Source organism: Microbacterium sp. GW821-FHT01D02, from assembly GCF_059422585.1.
The window spans coordinates 30,605-47,070 of record NZ_JBWKXB010000002.1; the positions used below are offsets into that span (position 1 = coordinate 30,605).

At 69.7% G+C, this 16,466-nt stretch carries 18 protein-coding genes; 9 read left to right on the forward strand and 9 right to left on the reverse strand.

The window, feature by feature from the left end; genetic code table 11:
- Nucleotides 1–56: 56 nt before the first annotated feature.
- The gene (glpX, locus tag AC07VM_RS08940; protein WP_017828697.1) at nucleotides 57–1,043 is read right to left on the reverse strand and encodes a class II fructose-bisphosphatase; all 987 of its coding nucleotides are present in this window, start codon (nucleotides 1,041–1,043) and stop codon (nucleotides 57–59) included.
- 185 nt (nucleotides 1,044–1,228) lie between these two features.
- On the opposite strand from glpX, the gene fbaA reads away from it, so the two are divergent.
- The gene (gene fbaA / locus AC07VM_RS08945; protein ID WP_494910782.1) at nucleotides 1,229–2,257 is read left to right on the forward strand and encodes a class II fructose-bisphosphate aldolase; all 1,029 of its coding nucleotides are present in this window, start codon (nucleotides 1,229–1,231) and stop codon (nucleotides 2,255–2,257) included.
- Between the two features lie 83 nt (nucleotides 2,258–2,340).
- On the opposite strand, the gene AC07VM_RS08950 is transcribed toward fbaA, so the two are convergent.
- The 4 genes from AC07VM_RS08950 to AC07VM_RS08965 all read right to left on the reverse strand — a co-directional run bounded on the left by AC07VM_RS08950 (nucleotide 2,341) and on the right by AC07VM_RS08965 (nucleotide 6,274).
- A complete protein-coding gene (locus tag AC07VM_RS08950) occupies nucleotides 2,341–3,600 on the reverse strand; it encodes a hypothetical protein (protein WP_494910784.1) in 1,260 nt (419 codons plus the stop codon).
- A 29-nt stretch (nucleotides 3,601–3,629) separates the two neighbouring features.
- Complete coding sequence (locus AC07VM_RS08955; protein ID WP_267417790.1) at nucleotides 3,630–4,163, reverse strand: DUF6264 family protein; 534 nt, start codon at nucleotides 4,161–4,163, stop codon at nucleotides 3,630–3,632.
- Between the two features lie 246 nt (nucleotides 4,164–4,409).
- The gene (locus AC07VM_RS08960; RefSeq protein WP_494910786.1) at nucleotides 4,410–5,192 is read right to left on the reverse strand and encodes an IclR family transcriptional regulator; all 783 of its coding nucleotides are present in this window, start codon (nucleotides 5,190–5,192) and stop codon (nucleotides 4,410–4,412) included.
- A gap of 2 nt (nucleotides 5,193–5,194) precedes the next feature.
- Nucleotides 5,195–6,274, reverse strand: a complete 1,080-nt coding sequence (locus tag AC07VM_RS08965; RefSeq protein WP_267417788.1) for a 4-hydroxy-3-methylbut-2-enyl diphosphate reductase — start codon at nucleotides 6,272–6,274, stop codon at nucleotides 5,195–5,197.
- A 64-nt stretch (nucleotides 6,275–6,338) separates the two neighbouring features.
- Between AC07VM_RS08965 and xseA the strand changes: the two genes are divergently transcribed.
- From xseA to AC07VM_RS08990, 5 genes are read left to right on the forward strand one after another with little or no spacing between them, the layout of a single operon-like run.
- A complete protein-coding gene (xseA, locus tag AC07VM_RS08970; protein ID WP_494910787.1) occupies nucleotides 6,339–7,616 on the forward strand; it encodes an exodeoxyribonuclease VII large subunit in 1,278 nt (425 codons plus the stop codon).
- Nucleotides 7,617–7,652: 36 nt separating this feature from the next.
- Nucleotides 7,653–7,895, forward strand: coding sequence for an exodeoxyribonuclease VII small subunit (locus AC07VM_RS08975; RefSeq protein WP_267417786.1), 243 nt, complete (start codon nucleotides 7,653–7,655; stop codon nucleotides 7,893–7,895).
- Nucleotides 7,892–8,536: a DUF4245 family protein gene (locus AC07VM_RS08980; RefSeq protein ID WP_267417785.1), complete on the forward strand. Its 645-nt coding sequence runs from the start codon at nucleotides 7,892–7,894 to the stop codon at nucleotides 8,534–8,536. Before AC07VM_RS08975 ends, AC07VM_RS08980 begins: the two co-directional genes overlap by 4 nt.
- A complete protein-coding gene (locus tag AC07VM_RS08985) occupies nucleotides 8,533–9,219 on the forward strand; it encodes a carbonic anhydrase (RefSeq protein WP_267417784.1) in 687 nt (228 codons plus the stop codon). The genes AC07VM_RS08980 and AC07VM_RS08985 overlap by 4 nt, the downstream gene beginning before the upstream one ends.
- Nucleotides 9,216–10,637: a class II fumarate hydratase gene (locus AC07VM_RS08990; RefSeq protein ID WP_267417783.1), complete on the forward strand. Its 1,422-nt coding sequence runs from the start codon at nucleotides 9,216–9,218 to the stop codon at nucleotides 10,635–10,637. Before AC07VM_RS08985 ends, AC07VM_RS08990 begins: the two co-directional genes overlap by 4 nt.
- A gap of 59 nt (nucleotides 10,638–10,696) precedes the next feature.
- Here the strand turns inward: AC07VM_RS08990 and phoH2 are convergent, their stop codons facing one another.
- The 3 genes from phoH2 to AC07VM_RS09005 form a co-directional block, all read right to left on the reverse strand.
- Nucleotides 10,697–12,079: an RNA 5'-3' helicase PhoH2 gene (phoH2, locus tag AC07VM_RS08995; protein ID WP_267417782.1), complete on the reverse strand. Its 1,383-nt coding sequence runs from the start codon at nucleotides 12,077–12,079 to the stop codon at nucleotides 10,697–10,699.
- A gap of 158 nt (nucleotides 12,080–12,237) precedes the next feature.
- A complete protein-coding gene (locus AC07VM_RS09000; protein ID WP_494910789.1) occupies nucleotides 12,238–13,368 on the reverse strand; it encodes an aminotransferase class V-fold PLP-dependent enzyme in 1,131 nt (376 codons plus the stop codon).
- Between the two features lie 39 nt (nucleotides 13,369–13,407).
- Nucleotides 13,408–14,187 carry an isoprenyl transferase gene (locus AC07VM_RS09005; RefSeq protein WP_267418524.1) on the reverse strand — a complete coding sequence of 260 codons (780 nt, stop codon included), beginning with the start codon at nucleotides 14,185–14,187 and terminating at the stop codon, nucleotides 13,408–13,410.
- A 112-nt stretch (nucleotides 14,188–14,299) separates the two neighbouring features.
- Here AC07VM_RS09005 and trhA point away from each other — a divergent pair, with 112 nt between their 5' ends.
- Entirely contained in the window at nucleotides 14,300–15,031 is a 732-nt protein-coding gene (trhA, locus tag AC07VM_RS09010) for a PAQR family membrane homeostasis protein TrhA (protein ID WP_267417779.1), read from the forward strand.
- Nucleotides 15,032–15,080: 49 nt separating this feature from the next.
- Here trhA and AC07VM_RS09015 read toward each other — a convergent pair whose 3' ends face one another.
- Nucleotides 15,081–15,386, reverse strand: coding sequence for a hypothetical protein (locus tag AC07VM_RS09015; protein ID WP_494910790.1), 306 nt, complete (start codon nucleotides 15,384–15,386; stop codon nucleotides 15,081–15,083).
- 68 nt (nucleotides 15,387–15,454) lie between these two features.
- Between AC07VM_RS09015 and AC07VM_RS09020 the strand changes: the two genes are divergently transcribed.
- Nucleotides 15,455–15,841 (forward strand): DUF4307 domain-containing protein, encoded by a 387-nt coding sequence (locus AC07VM_RS09020; protein WP_267417777.1) that lies wholly within the window; start codon nucleotides 15,455–15,457, stop codon nucleotides 15,839–15,841.
- A 98-nt stretch (nucleotides 15,842–15,939) separates the two neighbouring features.
- Nucleotides 15,940–16,428: a transcription elongation factor GreA gene (gene greA, locus AC07VM_RS09025; RefSeq protein ID WP_267417776.1), complete on the forward strand. Its 489-nt coding sequence runs from the start codon at nucleotides 15,940–15,942 to the stop codon at nucleotides 16,426–16,428.
- The last annotated feature ends 38 nt before the right edge of the window (nucleotides 16,429–16,466 follow it).

Below are 16,466 nucleotides of genomic sequence, written 5' to 3' on the forward strand. Positions count from 1 at the left end.
GTCAGACGTCTATGGCGCGCACCAGGGCTCGTCCCAGGAACGTCATTCCGGCGGCGTCAGAGCCACTTCGAGACGAGGTGCTCCGACGCGATGCGGCGCAGTGTGCCGGACGCTCCGCGGAGCACGACGCTCTCGGTGTAGACGTATCCGCGCTCGCGACGCACGCCCGCGACCAGCTGGCCGTCGGTCACACCGGTCGCGACGAAGATCGTGTTGTTCCCCTGCACCAGGTCGTCGGCCTCGTAGACCTTGTCCATGTCCAGGCCCGCGTCGATCCCGCGCTGGCGTTCGTCGTCGTCGCGGGGCCAGAGGCGCCCCTGGATGTGTCCGCCGAGCGCCTTGATCGCGCACGCCGTGACGATGCCCTCCGGGCTGCCACCGACGCCGACGCACATGTCGGTGCGGGCGTCGTGACGCGCGGCGTTGATCCCGCCTGCCACATCGCCGTCGCTCATGAGACGGGTGCCGGCACCCGCGTCGCGGATCTCCTGGATCAGCTGCTCGTGACGCGGGCGGTTGAGCACCGAGACGACGATCTCGTCGACCGGCTTGTCGAGCGCCCCGGCGAGCTTGCGGATGTTCTCGCCGATGGGGAGACGGATGTCGACGACGCCGACACCCGCCGGCCCGGTGACGAGCTTGTCCATGTAGAAGACGGTGGATGCGTCCAGCATCGTGCCGCGATCGGACACCGCGATCACGGAGAGGGCGTTCTGCCGTCCGGCGGCGGTGAGAGACGTGCCGTCGATGGGATCGACCGCGATGTCGCACAGCGGACCGCGGCCCGTTCCGACCACCTCGCCGTTGAACAGCATCGGCGCGTTGTCCTTCTCCCCCTCGCCGATCACGACCCGGCCCTGGAAGTCGACGGTGCCGAGGAAGGCGCGCATGGCGTCGACCGCCGCGCCGTCCGCCGCCTCCTTCGCGCCGCGGCCGATGAACGGCACCGCGCGGATGGCGGCCGCCTCGGTCGCACGCACCAGCTCCATCGCGAGGTTGCGGTCGGGACGAAGAGGACTCAGATCGGCTGTCAGACTCACCATGCGGTCAGCCTAGCCATCGGTCGATGCGAACAGCCCGGTTTTCGCGCCCGTTCGGACGAAGGAATCGCGATTCTTAACAGTGGCGCAGAAGCGCCGGGCCGCGAGCGACGTCACGCCTGCGGTACCGACCCACGCGCCCCGATAGAGTGGCACCTGTCCCGGCTTCCCCTATCGCAGGAGTTCTCATGCCCGTCGCCACCCCGGATCAGTACGCCGAAATGCTCGACCGCGCGAAGGCCGGCGGCTTCGCGTACCCCGCATTCAACGTCTCCAGCTCGCAGACGATCAACTCCGTCCTCCAGGGACTGACCGAGGCCGGCTCCGACGGCATCATCCAGGTCACCACGGGTGGCGCCGACTACTTCGCCGGCCACACGGTGAAGGCTCGCGCGACGGGCGCCCTCGCGTTCGCCCGCTTCGCCACCGAGGTCGCCAAGAACTACCCGATCACCGTCGCGCTGCACACGGATCACTGCCCGAAGGACGCGCTGGCCGGCTTCGTCGAGCCGCTGATCTCCGCCTCCGAGGAAGAGGTCAAGGCCGGTCGCAACCCGATCTTCCAGTCCCACATGTGGGATGGCTCCGCCGTTCCCCTCGCGGAGAACATCGAGATCGCGAAGGATCTCCTCCCCCGCATGAAGAACATCAACGCCATCCTCGAGGTCGAGATCGGCGTCGTCGGCGGCGAAGAGGACGGCGTGCAGCACGAGGGCTCGAACGACGCTCTCTACACGACCTTCGCCGACGTCGACCAGGCCGTGCAGGCGCTGGGCCTCGGCGAGCAGGGCCGCTACATCGCCGCGCTCACCTTCGGCAACGTGCACGGTGTCTACAAGCCCGGCGGCGTGAAGCTGCGTCCGGAACTCCTCGGCGAGATCCAGGCCGAGGTCGCCGCGAAGTACAACACCGGCGCCAAGCCGCTCGACCTGGTCTTCCACGGCGGCTCCGGCTCGACCGACGAGGAGATCGCCCTCGCGGTCGCCAACGGCGTGATCAAGATGAACATCGACACCGACACGCAGTACGCCTACACGCGTGCGATCGCCGACTACATGTTCAAGAACTACGACGGCGTGCTGAAGGTCGACGGCGAGGTCGGCAACAAGAAGCAGTACGACCCGCGCGCCTGGGGCAAGATCGCCGAGTCGGCGATGGCCGCCCGCGTGGTCGAGTCGACCCGTCAGCTCGGCTCCTACGGCCAGTCCCAGAGCTGACCGACCCGCTCCGACGAAGAGATGCCCCCAGCCGCACGGCTGGGGGCATCTCTTGTGTGAGGCGGGTGCGAACGCAGCGAGCGCTAAGGGCGGCGTCCGCGACGGATCCGCGTGACCCAGATCGCGGTGTCGATCACCGCGTCGACGATCAGGAGAACGCCCAGGAACCGACCGAGTCCGCGCCAGCGGGACGCCGCCCACACCCCCGTTGCGAGCTCGCCGAGCGTCACCGAGAGACCCAGTGCGCGACGACGCAGGAGCGCATCCTCCAGCCGTACCAGCGGTCGCCGACGACGGGTGAGCGGGCTGAGCTCCCCCATGCCCGCGATCGCGGTCTCCCGGAGCGTGGGCCACCATCCGGTCGGGAGGAAGCGCCGCTCGGGCACTGTGGCGTTCTCCGCGAACGCGGCCTCGATCAGGTCGGGCGCCACACCGAACGCGGCCACGAAGGCGCGCAGCCGGGCCTCGGAGCCCACCACCCCACCCAGGGACTCCGGGATCAGCGCGCGATGAGCGGCGTCGACGTCGAGGGGCACGACGGCGGCGAGTCCGAGGAGTTCGTCCCGGCTCCCGTCGCCCTCCGTGAGCAGCCGGCGATAGATCTCGGCCGTCTCCGGAACGCGGATGGCATCGATGTCGAGCACCGCACGGGTGTCCCGTTCCGCATCCGGCCAGAACGGCACCGTTCCCGTGCCGACCGCCGTCACGTCGAACCAGGCACCGGACTCCGTGCGGCTGAGCTCGATCAGCGGCAGCTCGGCCCGCGAGCTGACCCAGTCCGCAGTCGAATCGGCGGACTCGAACTGCTGCAGCGACCAGTCACCGGACTCGCGGTGATCGACCGGCGTCCGGCGCGCCGAGGCGAGGACCCGCGCGATGGTGGGGCCCCGATGCGAGAACGCGGACACCTGCACGGTCGGCGTGTCGAACAGGGCGGGGTCGATGTCGACCATGTCCTCCTCCGCGTCCTCGCCGTCCACGTCGCCCTCGACGCTCATGTCGAGGGCGTCGTCCGCCTCCTCGTCCGTGTCGTCCTCCGTGTCGTCGTCCGCGTCGAGCCACAGCGTCAGTCCGTGCTCCTGGAACGCCGCGCGCAGGTCCGCGGTGCTCAGGGTCGACGCGATCCCGTCCTCGTCGTCCAGGGTCAGGACGTGACGGTCATCGGTGAGCGGGATCGCGAGAACGGCGTCCTGCGCATCCCCCCAGTCGCCGGTCGCATCGCGCAGTCCGGCGAGGACGCGCAGGCGGGCGAGCACATCCTGCGCGGCTGTGCGGGGGTCGGAGCCGTCGCCGCGATCGACGGAGGCGTAGGAGAGCTGGACGCCGAAGCTGTTCTGAAGCATGCTTCGAACGTACCGGCCCCGTCCTGTGACTACGGACCGAGATCCGTCAGATGGGCGACGAAGGCCGGGTCGCCCATCATCGGCACCGCGATGCAGATCGACACCACGACCATGGTCGCGATCGCTCCGACGATCGGCACCCACCAGGTGATCCGGCCGCGACGCAGGCGACGGATCGACAGCGCCGCGGTGATCGACCAGCCGACGGCGAGGACGATCGCGGCGATGGTCCCCCAGGTGCGCCCCTGCGCGAAGTTCGTGAACTCCCCCTCAACACCCATGATCTTCATGGTCTCGTTCATCACGCTCGGCAGATCGAGGTACGCCAGGCCCGTGATGACGATGTTGATCAGCCCGTACGCGAGCAAGGCGATCGTCACGAAACGGTCCACCGGATGCGACTTCGCGCGGGCCGTGCCCGCCGGTGCGGCCGCCTGCACGGTGCTGGGCACCGCGGCGGGAGGGGGCGCGGGCGCGAACTCCTCGATCGGGGGCAGCCCGGCGGCGCGGCGCTGCTCCTCGGGAGTCGCGAGTTCGCCGTACTGGGGCCGCTGATCGGTCATCCCGCCATGCTAACGGCACAAGCTCTGCACGGCTCCCAGGGGCCGCCGCCGTCGTGGACCCCGGAAACGATAGCGGCCCCGGAGAAGTGGGGACTTCTCGGGGCCGCGGATGTGGAGCGCTGGGGACGCTCCTCATCCGGATCGATCACCAGCGCTGGGGACGCTTGAGGCGATCGGTAGCGTTCATGTTTATCCGCTACTCCCCCGATCATAGGAAAACGCCTGCCGCCGCGCCAGGGGGAGACTTCAGATAGTGAAATCGGCGCCGTCGCCCAAGGAGTCGGCTCCGAGCTGGAGCGAGAGGTGCCGCGCGGTGCGCTGCAGAGTCGAGACGAGCTCCCGGTCCACCACCGCCCGGTTCGCGGGCAGCGAGATCGCGAGCGACGCGATGATGCCGGGAGCGATGACCGGAACGGCCACGCATGTCGCGCCGATCGCGTACTCCTCGTGGTCCACCGCCCACCCCGGCGAGCGCTCCAGCTGGGTCAGCAGCGTGCGGCGGTCGCTGATCGTCCGCGGCGTGAGCTCCTCCAGACGGTGCCGGGAGAGATAGTCCATCCGCTCCTCGTCGGGCAGGTCGGCGAGGATCTGCTTCCCCAGGGCCGTCGCATGCGCGCTGGACTGCAAGCCGACCCACAGTTCGACGCGCGGATTGCGCGCCGCGTCGACGATGTCGATGAGGTGCATCTCGCCGTCGGCGAATCGGGAGAGATACGCCGTCGCGCCGACGTCTTCCGTCACATCGCGCAGGGCGGCGCGGACGCGGGCGAGGAAGACGCCCCGGGAGTCGATCTGCTGCTGGAAGGCGGGGAACCGCGAGCCGAGCACCACTCCGTCGGATTCGGAGCTGAGGTACCCCTCGTGCACGAGAGTGCGTACCAGGTTGTAGGTGGTGCCCGGGGTGAGCCCCGTGATCGCCGCCAGCATCTTGGTGGGAAGCGGACGCGGCGAGTTGGCGACGATGTCGATCAGACGCAGTGCGCGCTGTACGGACCCGATGAGGGTCGGCTCCGCTTCCGCGGCGCTCAACGCTACGCGCCTCCTCCGGATGCACGTCCGCCGAGGGCCCGTGCGTCGCGCTGACCGGCAGCGTCCTGACGCAGCTCCTTGGGCAGCGAGAACATGAGGTCCTCCTCCGCCGTCTTCACCTCTTCGACATCGCGGTAGCCGGCATCGCCGATCGCGTCGAGCACCTCGCGCACGAGCACCTCCGGGACGGACGCCCCGCTCGTCACGCCGACGGTCTCGACACCGTCGAGCCACTCCTGCCGGATCTCCTCGGCGTAGTCGACGCGGTACGCCGCCTTCGCCCCGTACTCGAGCGCCACCTCGACGAGGCGCACGCTGTTGGAGGAGTTGGACGAGCCGACGACGATCACGAGATCCGCGCCGGCGGCCACCTTCTTGATGGCGACCTGACGGTTCTGCGTGGCGTAGCAGATGTCGTCGGACGGCGGATTCTGCAGTTCGGGGAAGCGCGTGCGGAGGCGGTTGACCGTCTCCATGGTCTCGTCGACGGAGAGGGTGGTCTGCGAGAGCCAGACGACCTTGTTCGGGTCCTTCACGACGACGGTGTCGGCCTCCTCCGGGGAGTTCACGACCGTGACGTGGTCGGGCGCCTCACCCGCGGTGCCCTCGACCTCCTCGTGGCCGTCGTGGCCGATGAGCAGGATCTCGAAATCGTCGCGCGCGAAGCGCACCGCCTCGCGGTGCACCTTGGTCACGAGCGGGCAGGTGGCGTCGATCGCGTGCAGGCCGCGATCGGAGGCCGCGTTCACGACCGCCGGCGAGACACCGTGCGCGCTGAACACGACGTGGGCGCCCTCGGGGATCTCATCGACCTCCTCGACGAAGATCGCGCCCTTCTCCTCGAGCTCGGTCACCACGTGGATGTTGTGCACGATCTGCTTGCGCACGTACACGGGCGCGCCGTAGCGCTCGAGAGCCTTCTCCACGGCGACCACCGCGCGGTCCACGCCGGCGCAGTATCCGCGCGGAGCGGCGAGCAGAACCCGCTTGTGTCCGGCCACCGGGTTATCCTGAAGCCGCCCGGCCGCCGCGCGAACGCGTGGGAGGCGAGGGACGGGGAGATGAACGGCAGTCGAAGTCACCCTTGAATTCTACCGTCGCGCAGCTGTGCGGGGCCGGGGAGAGTCTGAGCAGGAGCGGGAGCGGATGACAGTCTTCGAAGCGACGACCGGACAGGGCGAGACGCCACCCGCCGACTCCGTGGCGCCGCGTGACTCCACGGCCGACGCCCCCACCTCGGTCACCCGCCTGAACACGACCATCCGCGACTTCATCGCCCGATGGAACACGGTGTGGGTCGAGGGCGAGATCACCTCCTGGAACGTGCGGGCCGGCAACGTCTTCGCGCGCCTCAAGGACACCCGCTCCGACGCGCAGATCTCGATCCGGGTGTGGTCGAGCGTGCGCGGGCGCATCCCCTCCGACATCGGCGTGGGCGACCATGTCGTCGCCGCGGTGAAGGCCGACTACTTCGTCAAGGCCGGCGACTTCAGCTTCACGGTCTCGGCGATGAAGCACGTCGGGCTCGGCGACCAGCTGGAGCGCCTCGAGAAGCTCCGCGTCCAGCTCCGGCAGGAGGGACTGTTCGATCCGTCCCGCAAGCAGCGCCTGCCGTTCCTCCCCCACGTGATCGGGCTGATCACCGGAGAGCGGTCCGACGCCGAGAAGGACGTGCACCGCAACGCCGAGCTCCGCTGGCCGCAGGTGCGCTTCCGCACCGAGTACGCCGCCGTGCAGGGCGACCGCTGCGTCCCCGACACCCTGGCCGCGCTCGCGCGCCTGGACGCCGACCCCGAGGTCGACGTCATCATCATCGCCCGCGGCGGTGGCGACCCGCAGACGCTCCTCGGGTTCAGCGACGAGCGGCTCGTCCGTGCCGTCGCCGCCGCGTCCACCCCCGTCGTCAGCGCGATCGGCCACGAGAACGATCACCCGCTCCTCGACGACGTCGCCGATCTGCGCGCCTCCACGCCGACGGATGCGGCCAAGCGGGTCGTGCCCGACGTCGGCGAGCAGCGCGCCCTGATCGCGCAGCTGCGGTCCCGGGCGACCACCCGCCTGACGCAGCGTCTCTCGCATGACATCGCCCAGCTCGAGCAGCTCCGCTCCCGCCCGGTGCTGCGCTCCCCCGCACCGATCATCGATGCCCGCGCCCAGGAGCTGTGGCTACTGCTGTCGCGCGGACGCGACGCCCTGACCCGACACCTCGACACCGCGGGCCGTCGCACCAGTGAGCTGCGCGCCTCCCTGCGCGCGCTGTCCCCCGCGGCGACCCTCGCCCGCGGCTACGCGATCGCCCACCTCGACGGAGGCGTGATCCTGCGCGATGCCGCCGAGGCTCCGGCCGGCAGCGCTCTGACCATCACGCTCGATCGCGGCTCGGTGGCGGCGCGCTCGGAGGGCGAGATCGCCGAATCCGCCTGAGCCTGGCCGCCGCGGCGCACGACGTAGGATGGAGGGGTGAGTGCGCTGAACGACATCCCCGTGGAGACGCTGTCGTTCGAGGCGGCCCGTGACGAGCTCGTGAAGGTCGTCGCCGAGCTCGAGCAGGGCTCCCCGACGCTGGAGCACTCGCTCGCCCTCTGGGAGCGCGGCGAAGCCCTGGCCGCCCGCTGCGAGGAGTGGCTCCTCGGGGCGAAGCGCCGTCTGGACGCCGCCCGCGCCGCCGCCTCCGATACCGAGACGCCGTCGGGAGAGTCATGAGCAAGCAGCCCCCGATCATCGCCGAGCTCGGCCGCCCGGAGACCCCCGACGAGACCGCCGCACGCAAGGCCGCATCCAGCAAGGCCTACCGGTCGAGCCAGACCATGCGGAACCTCGTCGCGGCCCTGCTCGTCACGGTCGCCGTCGTGGCCGTCATCATCCTCGCGGTCCCCCGCGGCGAGCCGGTGGAGCAGAAGCCGCTCGACGTGGCCGGCATCGCCGAGGGCGTCGAGTCCTCCATGGACCGCGACGTGCTCATCCCCGATCTCGGCACCTTCTGGCGCGCCAACGCCGCCGCCATGCAGGGCGGGGCGACGGTCGTCTGGGAGGTCACCCTCGCTCCGAAGGACGAGGACGAGCGCGGCTTCATCAAGGTCGCCCAGGCCTTCGACGCCGACGCATCCTGGGCGCCGCAGCGTCTGAACGGCATCGCCCCCACCGACACCGTCCGCATCGGCGGGTTCGACTGGGACGTGTTCAAGCCGGGAGGCTCCGACTCGAACGCCAACGTCAGCTACGCCATCGGCACGCAGGCGGGTGACGACTACATCCTGCTCTACGGCTCGCGATCCCCCGACTCCACCGCCGAGCTGGCCGAGTCCCTCATCCCCCAGATCCGCTCCCTCTCGGAGGCTTCATGACGCACCCCCTGACCCCGTCCGCGGCCTGGCAGCAGATGCAGGAGGGCAACCGCCGGTTCGTGGCGGACGAGCCGAGGCATCCCAACCAGGACGTCGCTCGCCGCAAGGATCTCGAGGCGGCGCAGCACCCCGTCGCGACGCTGTTCGGCTGCTCCGACTCGCGCCTGGCCGCCGAGATCATCTTCGACCTCGGCCTGGGCGACCTCTTCGTCGTGCGCAACGCCGGCCAGGTGATGGGCGAGTCCATCGTGGCCAGCCTGGAGTACGCCGTGGCCGTGCTGGAGGTGCCGCTGATCGTGGTCCTCGCCCATGACTCGTGCGGCGCGGTGCGCGCCGCGATCGACGGCACCGCGATCGACGCGGCCCCGCTGCCCCCGCACATCTGGAAGCTGATCGCTCCGATCGTGCCGGCCGCGCGGAAGGTCCTCGCCGAGAGCGGCGGCGGCACGGTGGCGGACATCGACTCGGAACTCGTCGGGCGCGAGCACCTGCGCAACACCGTCGGCGATCTGCTGCAGTCGTCCGAGATCATCAGCAACGCCGTCGCCGAGGGTCGACTCGGCATCGTCGGCGCCAACTACCGTCTGGCCGAGGGCACCGCGGTGCCCGTGATCACGGTCGGCATCGACACCGAGGACGCTATCCAGGGGACAGGCCCCGTAACCAAGGAGGGTTCGGAATGACCGAGACCGACCAGCGCAGCGGCGAAGACTCGCTGAGCTACCGCATCGAGCACGACACCATGGGTGAGGTGCGGGTACCCGTGAACGCACTCTACGGAGCGCAGACCCAGCGCGCCGTGGAGAACTTCCCGATCTCCGGAAAGGGGCTGGAGTCGACGCAGATCGCCGCCCTGGCCCGCATCAAGAAGGCTGCGGCACTCGCCAACAAGGAGCTCGGCACGCTCGACGGCGCCATCGCCGACGCGATCGCCCAGGCCGCCGACCAGGTCGCCTCGGGCGCCCACGACGGCGAGTTCCCGGTCGACACCTACCAGACCGGCTCCGGCACGTCGTCGAACATGAACATGAACGAGGTGCTGGCGACGCTCGCGACCCGCATCCTCGGCGCGACGGTTCACCCCAACGACCACGTGAACGCCTCGCAGTCGTCGAACGACGTGTTCCCGACCTCGGTGCACATCGCGGTCACCCAGGCGCTCATCGACACGCTCATCCCGGCGCTCGACCACCTCGCCGTCGCCCTCGAGGCGAAGGCCGAGCTGTGGAAGGACGCGGTCAAGTCCGGCCGAACGCACCTCATGGACGCCACGCCGGTGACCCTCGGCCAGGAGTTCGGCGGCTACGCCCGTCAGATCCGCCTGGGCATCGAGCGCGTGCAGTCGGCCCTCCCCCGCGTCGCCGAGGTCCCGCTGGGCGGCACCGCGGTCGGCACCGGCATCAACACGCCGCTCGGCTTCCCGCAGAAGGTCATCGCGCTGCTCGCGGCCGAGACCGAGCTGCCCATCACCGAGGCGAAGGACCACTTCGAGGCGCAGGCCAACCGCGACGGTCTGGTCGAGGCCTCCGGCGCGCTGCGCACGATCGCGGTCTCGCTGACCAAGATCAACAACGACCTGCGCTGGATGGGCTCCGGCCCCAACACGGGTCTGGGCGAGCTGCACATCCCCGACCTGCAGCCCGGCTCCTCGATCATGCCCGGCAAGGTCAACCCGGTCGTGCCCGAGGCCGTGCTGATGGTGTGCGCCCGCGTGATCGGCAACGACGCGACGGTCGCCTGGGCCGGAGCATCCGGCTCCTTCGAGCTCAACGTCGCGATCCCCGTCATGGGAACCGCGGTGCTCGAGTCGATCCGCCTGCTGTCGAACGCCTCGCGTGTGCTCGCCGACAAGACCATCGACGGCCTGCAGGCGAACGTCGACCGCGCCGCCGCGTTCGCGGGCATGAGCCCGTCGATCGTGACCCCGCTGAACAAGCTCATCGGCTACGAGGCCGCAGCGAAGATCGCGAAGCACTCGGTCGCCAAGGGCATCACGGTGCGCGACGCCGTGATCGACCTCGGCTACGTCGAGCGCGGCGAGCTCACCCTGGAGCAGCTGGACGAGAAGCTCGACCTGCTCTCGATGACCCACCCGGGCTGACCCCCGAGACGACGGATGCCGCGAGGACTCGTTCCTCGCGGCATCCGCTGTTTCCTCGGTCAGCTGAGCTCTCCGCCCTCCAGGAGCTCGGTGACGAGGGCTGCGATCGCCGAGCGCTCGGAGCGCATCAGGGTCACGTGACCGAAGAGGTCGTGTCCCTTCAGCGTCTCGATCACGCTGGCGATCCCGTCGTGCCGGCCGACGCGGAGGTTGTCGCGCTGCCCGACGTCGTGGGTGAGGATGACGCGCGAGTTCTGCCCCATGCGGCTCAGCACGGTCAGCAGGACGTTGCGTTCGAGCGACTGCGCCTCGTCGACGATCACGAACGCGTCGTGGAGGGAGCGTCCGCGGATGTGCGTGAGCGGCAGCACCTCCAGCAGTCCGCGCTCGATGACCTCCTCGATCACGTTGCCGGAGACGACCGACCCCAGGGTGTCGTAGACCGCCTGGCCCCACGGCCCCATCTTCTCGCCCTGGTCGCCGGGAAGGTAGCCGAGCTCCTGCCCGCCGACCGCGAAGAGCGGACGGAATACGATGATCTTCTTCTGCTGCTGACGCTCGAGCACGGCTTCGAGTCCGGCGCACAGCGCGAGCGCCGACTTGCCGGTGCCGGCGCGACCACCGAGGGAGACGATGCCGACCTCCTGGTCCAGGAGCAGGTCGATCGCGATGCGCTGCTCGGCGGAGCGGCCGTGCATCCCGAAGATGTCGCGGTCGCCGCGCACCAGTCGGTATTCGCCGTCGCCGGTGACCCGTCCGAGGGCGGAACCGCGCTCGGAGTGGATGATCAGTCCCGTGTTGACCGGCAGCCCGCGAGCCTCCTCGCTGATGCCGACCTCGCTCTCGTACAGGTCGCTGATGTCGTCTCCGGAGAGGTCGATCGTCGAGATGCCCGTCCACCCGGAGTCCACGGCCTGCTCGGCGAGGTACTCCTCGGCGCGAAGTCCGAGCGAGGCGGCCTTGACCCGCATCGGCAGGTCCTTGGAGACGATCGTGACGTCCTGCCCGTCCTGCGCCAGGTGCATCGCGACCGAGAGGATGCGGGTGTCGTTGTCGCTGAGGCGGATGCCGGCGGGGAGCACGGAGGAGTCGGTGTTGGCGAGCTCGACGCGGAGCGTGCCGCCCTCCCCCACCTCGACCGGGAAGTCCAGGCGACCGTGCTCGATGCGCAGGTCGTCGAGATGACGCAGGGCCTGTCGCGCGAAGTAGCCGATCTCCGGGTCGTGCCGTTTGCCCTCGAGCTCCGTGATGACGACGACGGGGAGGACGACGGAATGCTCGGCGAACCGGAAGAACGCCTGCGGATCGCTCAGCAGGACCGAGGTGTCGAGCACATAGGTGCGCAGATCCTGATCCGGATCTGCGGACGATGCTCGCCTCGTCGTCTTACGGGTGGACTGCTGCGCGGTGCTGGTGGCCTGCTGCGCTGTACGTGTGGTCACGACCCACTCCCGACCCGGGGAATCCCGGCTATTCGAACGAGTCGACCAGGGGGTCTCGAGTCGAAAACCTGAGGCCGACCCGACCGGGCGCCTTGCCCGATGCCTAGAACGTACGACCGCGAGAGGGATTAACCCGCACTCGACACGCCAGCGCTGCGTTACGCGCTGATGAACGTCTCGTTGCCGAACGCGTGCAGGGTGTCGTCGAGGAGCTGGAACGTGTCCGCGTCGGTGCCCGCGTGGGGCGCGATCCGTACCGAGGACCCCCGTGCCGTCACCACCAGACCGGCGTTCGCGAGGGCCGCGGCCAGGCGCGCGGGCTCCTCCGGCGCGAGGGCGACGATGCCGGCGCGCTGCGAGCGCTCCCGCGGTGAGCTCACCTCGATGCCGTGGCGGTCGGCGATCTCGAGCACGGTGTCGACATGCTCGGCGAGGCGCTCCTCGATCGCGGCGATGCCGGCGTCGCGCATGTCGCGCACCCCGATCGCGAGGCGACCCGCCGCGAGGGTGTCCGGACCGCTGATCGTGTACGCCCTGGCCGATGCCGCGGGCGCGGGGAGCTCGTCCACGAACAGGCCGGAGGCCGTGGTCCCGGTGATCCCGGAGAGCACGGGGATGATCCGCTCCCGTGCCCGAGGCGAGAACCAGGCGAAGGCGCTGCCGCGTCCGGCCCGCAGCCATTTGTAGCCGTGTCCGACCACGACGTCCGCCGCGCTGTAGTCGACGTCGATGACGCCGAACGACTGGACGGCGTCGACGATGAGCAGCCGGTCGGGGCCGATGGCCTCACGCAGTGCCGCGAGATCGGCGCGGTACCCGGTGCGGAAGTCCACGTGGCTCACGGCCAGTGCGGTGACCTCGTCGTCGAGAGCCTCCGCCACGGCATCCGGGGTCACGCGTCCGTCGTCGGGAGTGATCCAGCGCGGCGTCAGCGCACGGTCCGATGCCGTGGATGCCCGCTCCAGGGTCAGGCTGACGCTGGGGAACTCCGCCGTGCTCGCGATGACCGCACCGGACAGCCCGTACAGCGCGTGCATGAGGCCGTGGGTGGACGAGGGCTGGAGCGTGACGTCGTCGGCGTCGCCGCCGAGCAGTTCCGCCACGACCTCCTGCGCCTGTCCGACCCGCTCCCAGACCAGGGACAGGGAGGACGGGCGCCCGTTGCCGAGCAGGTCGGCGTCGGCGAAGACCTCTTCGCGCACCGAGGGCGACAGCGGCCCGAAGGCCGCCCAGTTCAGGTAGCCGGACTCGTTGTCGAAGGTGTCGACATAGTCCTGGAAAGTGCTCACTGCGTCATTGTGGCACGGTGCCGTCCGGGCCGCGCCCGCTCAGCGTCCGAACCGGCGGTCGCGATCGGCGTAGTCGCGGATCGCGCGCAGGAAGTCCACCTGGCGGAGGTCGGGTCCGAGCGCCTCGACGAAGTAGAACTCGCTGTGCGCGCTCTGCCAGAGCAGGAAGTCGCTGAGCCGCTGCTCGCCGCTCGTGCGGATGACGAGGTCGGGGTCGGGCTGCCCGCCCGTGTACAGGTGCTCGCCGATCATCTCCGGCGTCAGGTGCGCGGCGAGGTCCTCCATCGTGCCGCCCGACGCCTCGTGCTTCGTGATGATGCTCCGGACGGCGTCGACGATCTCGTTGCGACCGCCGTATCCGACGGCGAGGTTCACGTGCAGTCCGCTGTGGTCCTTGGTGCGCTCCTCCGCGTCCGCCAGCACCCGCGCGAGCTCGGGGGGCAGGATGTCGGCGCGCCCGACGTGCTTGACCCGCCAGTTCCCCTCACGGGACAGGGCCTCCGCCAGCTCGGCGATGATCTCGATGAGGTCGGCGAGCTCCGCGGAGTCGCGCTTGCGGAGGTTGTCGCTGGAGAGCAGGTACAGGGAGACGACCCGCACGCCGAGCTCATCGCACCAGCCGAGGAACTCGCGCATCTTGGCGGCTCCGGCGCGGTGGCCCTCCGCGGGGGTGTCCAGTCCGAGCTGGCGCGCCCACCGCCGGTTGCCGTCGATCATCATCGCGACGTGATGCGGCACGGAGGCGGGATCGAGGTGACGACGCAGGCGACTGGTGTAGAGCCGGTACAGCGGCCCTCGCACCGGGCTCTCGCGGGAAATCACCTCCCTACGCTATCGTGCCGGGACCGCCACCACCGGTGCGGATGCTGAGGAATCGCGCCGCGTGGGATATGTTCCGTGCACGGTATGCGCACCGGCTTAGAGTGAGCACGTGAGCACTCCCGAAGCCTCCGGCCCCGACGTCCCCCAGCTGCCACTGCTCGAAGCCGCGGCCGTGGATGCGGCGGTCGACATCAAGCCGACCTGGCGGGGATGGATCCACGCCGCCACGTTCCCGGTGGCCATCGTCGCCGGTGTCGTACTGATCATCGTCGCGGACGGTGCGCCCGCGAAGTGGGCCGCGGCGGTCTTCATGGTCACCTCGCTCCTGCTCTTCGGCAACTCGGCGCTCTATCACCGTTTCGACTGGTCACCGAAGGTGAAGGTGCTTCTGAAGCGCATCGATCACGCCAACATCCTGCTGCTGATCGCCGGGACCTACACTCCCCTCGCCACCCTCGCGCTGCCCCCGTCGAAGGGCGTGCTCCTGCTGTCCCTGGTCTGGGGAGGCACGCTGATCGGGATCCTGTTCCGCGTGTTCTGGATCAATGCTCCGCGCTGGCTCTACGTCGCCCTGTACCTGCTGCTCGGCTGGGCGGCGGTGATGTACATCGTCGACCTGATGAACGCGAACTTCGCGATGATGGTGCTGGTGATCGTCGGAGGGCTGCTCTACACGGGAGGCGCGATCGTCTACGCGCTCAAGAAGCCCAACCCGTGGCCCGGCCACTTCGGCTTCCACGAGATCTTCCACGTGTGCACGGTGCTCGCGTTCCTGTGCCACTGGACCGCGTGCCTGCTCATCGCTCTGGCGCCGCTCTCGCCGTCGCTGGGCGCACCGTAGGTCCGAGACCGGCGGACGTGTGCACTCGGGGCGGCGGCGCCCGACGGGCTCAGCGCGTGGGCGGTTCCCGGCCCTCGTCGCGCGCGTCGGTGTCGACCCCGTCCGGAGTCGCGGCACCGGTCGCGCCGTCAGCGGCCTCCGCCGCCGCGCGTGCGGCTTCCTCGGCGTCGAGCTCCTCCCGCACCTCGTCGCGGTACCGGACCCGCCGGATACGGCGGTTCATGTCCCAGATCAGCAGGATCACGGCGATCACGATGACGACGATCACGGCGAAACCGACGAACCCCGGAGTCACCAGCACCGGATTGACCGTCATGCTGGGTGTCGGCATCGGGGTCTCGGTCAGAGAGCGCATGAATGGGCCTTTCTCACGCAGGTCGCATAACCTGGTAACACCAGCCTAACGACCGGAAGAACCCCCCTGTGACGACCGCACTCGAGCTCGACGAACGCTATGGCCGAACCCGACGGCGTCGGCTGCCCTGGATCATCGGCGGCGCCGTCGCGCTGCTCGTGGTCGTCGCCTTCAGCTGGATGACCGTCGCGCAGTCCATGGCCTCCGTGGACGCGGACGATCTGGGCTTCGTGCTCGTCGACGAGCACTCGGTCGAACTGAGCTTCCAGGTGACCGGCGTGCAGGGCAAGGACGTCGTCTGCGCCGTGGAGGCGCTCGACGAGGAGTTCGGTGTCGTCGGCTGGAAGATCGTCGAGATCGCCGCCGGCGAGAGCCACTCCCAGGCCCGGAAGGTGACCATCCCGACGGTCGCGGAGGCGACGACAGGTTTGGTGAACACCTGCTGGGTCGCCTAGACTCGTGCCAGACAAGACGACGCCCCGGCACCGTGCCGGGGCGTCTTGGCATATCCCCCGCAGCATGTCGGAGGGATCCCGAAAGAAGGAGCTTCGTCATGTCCACCGACGCTCAGGTTCCCTTCCTCACGCAGGAAGCGTATGACCGGCTCGTCGCCGAGCTGGAGCACCTGTCCACGTTCGGCCGCGATGAGATCGCCAAGCGCATCGAGGCGGCTCGCGAGGAAGGCGACCTCAAGGAGAACGGCGGCTACCACGCTGCGAAGGATGAGCAGGGCAAGCAGGAGGCCCGCATCCGCACGCTCGAGGGACTGCTGAAGACCGCGAAGGTGGGCGAGGCTCCCGCCAGCCGCGGCATCGTCGAGCCCGGCACCGTCGTCACCGCCGTCGTCGCGGGTGGCGAAGAGGTCTTCCTCCTCGGAAGCCGGGAGATCGCCGCCGGCAGCGACCTGGACGTCTACAGCGAGGCCAGCCCGCTGGGCCAGGCCATCCTCGGCCTCAAGGTCGGCGAGAAGTCGTCGTACGAAGCTCCGAACGGCCGCTCGATCAGCGTCGAGATCGTGAACGTCGAGACGTACACGGGCTGAGCCGAGCCCCACGCAGAAGCGCCCCGCCTCCTCTCGGA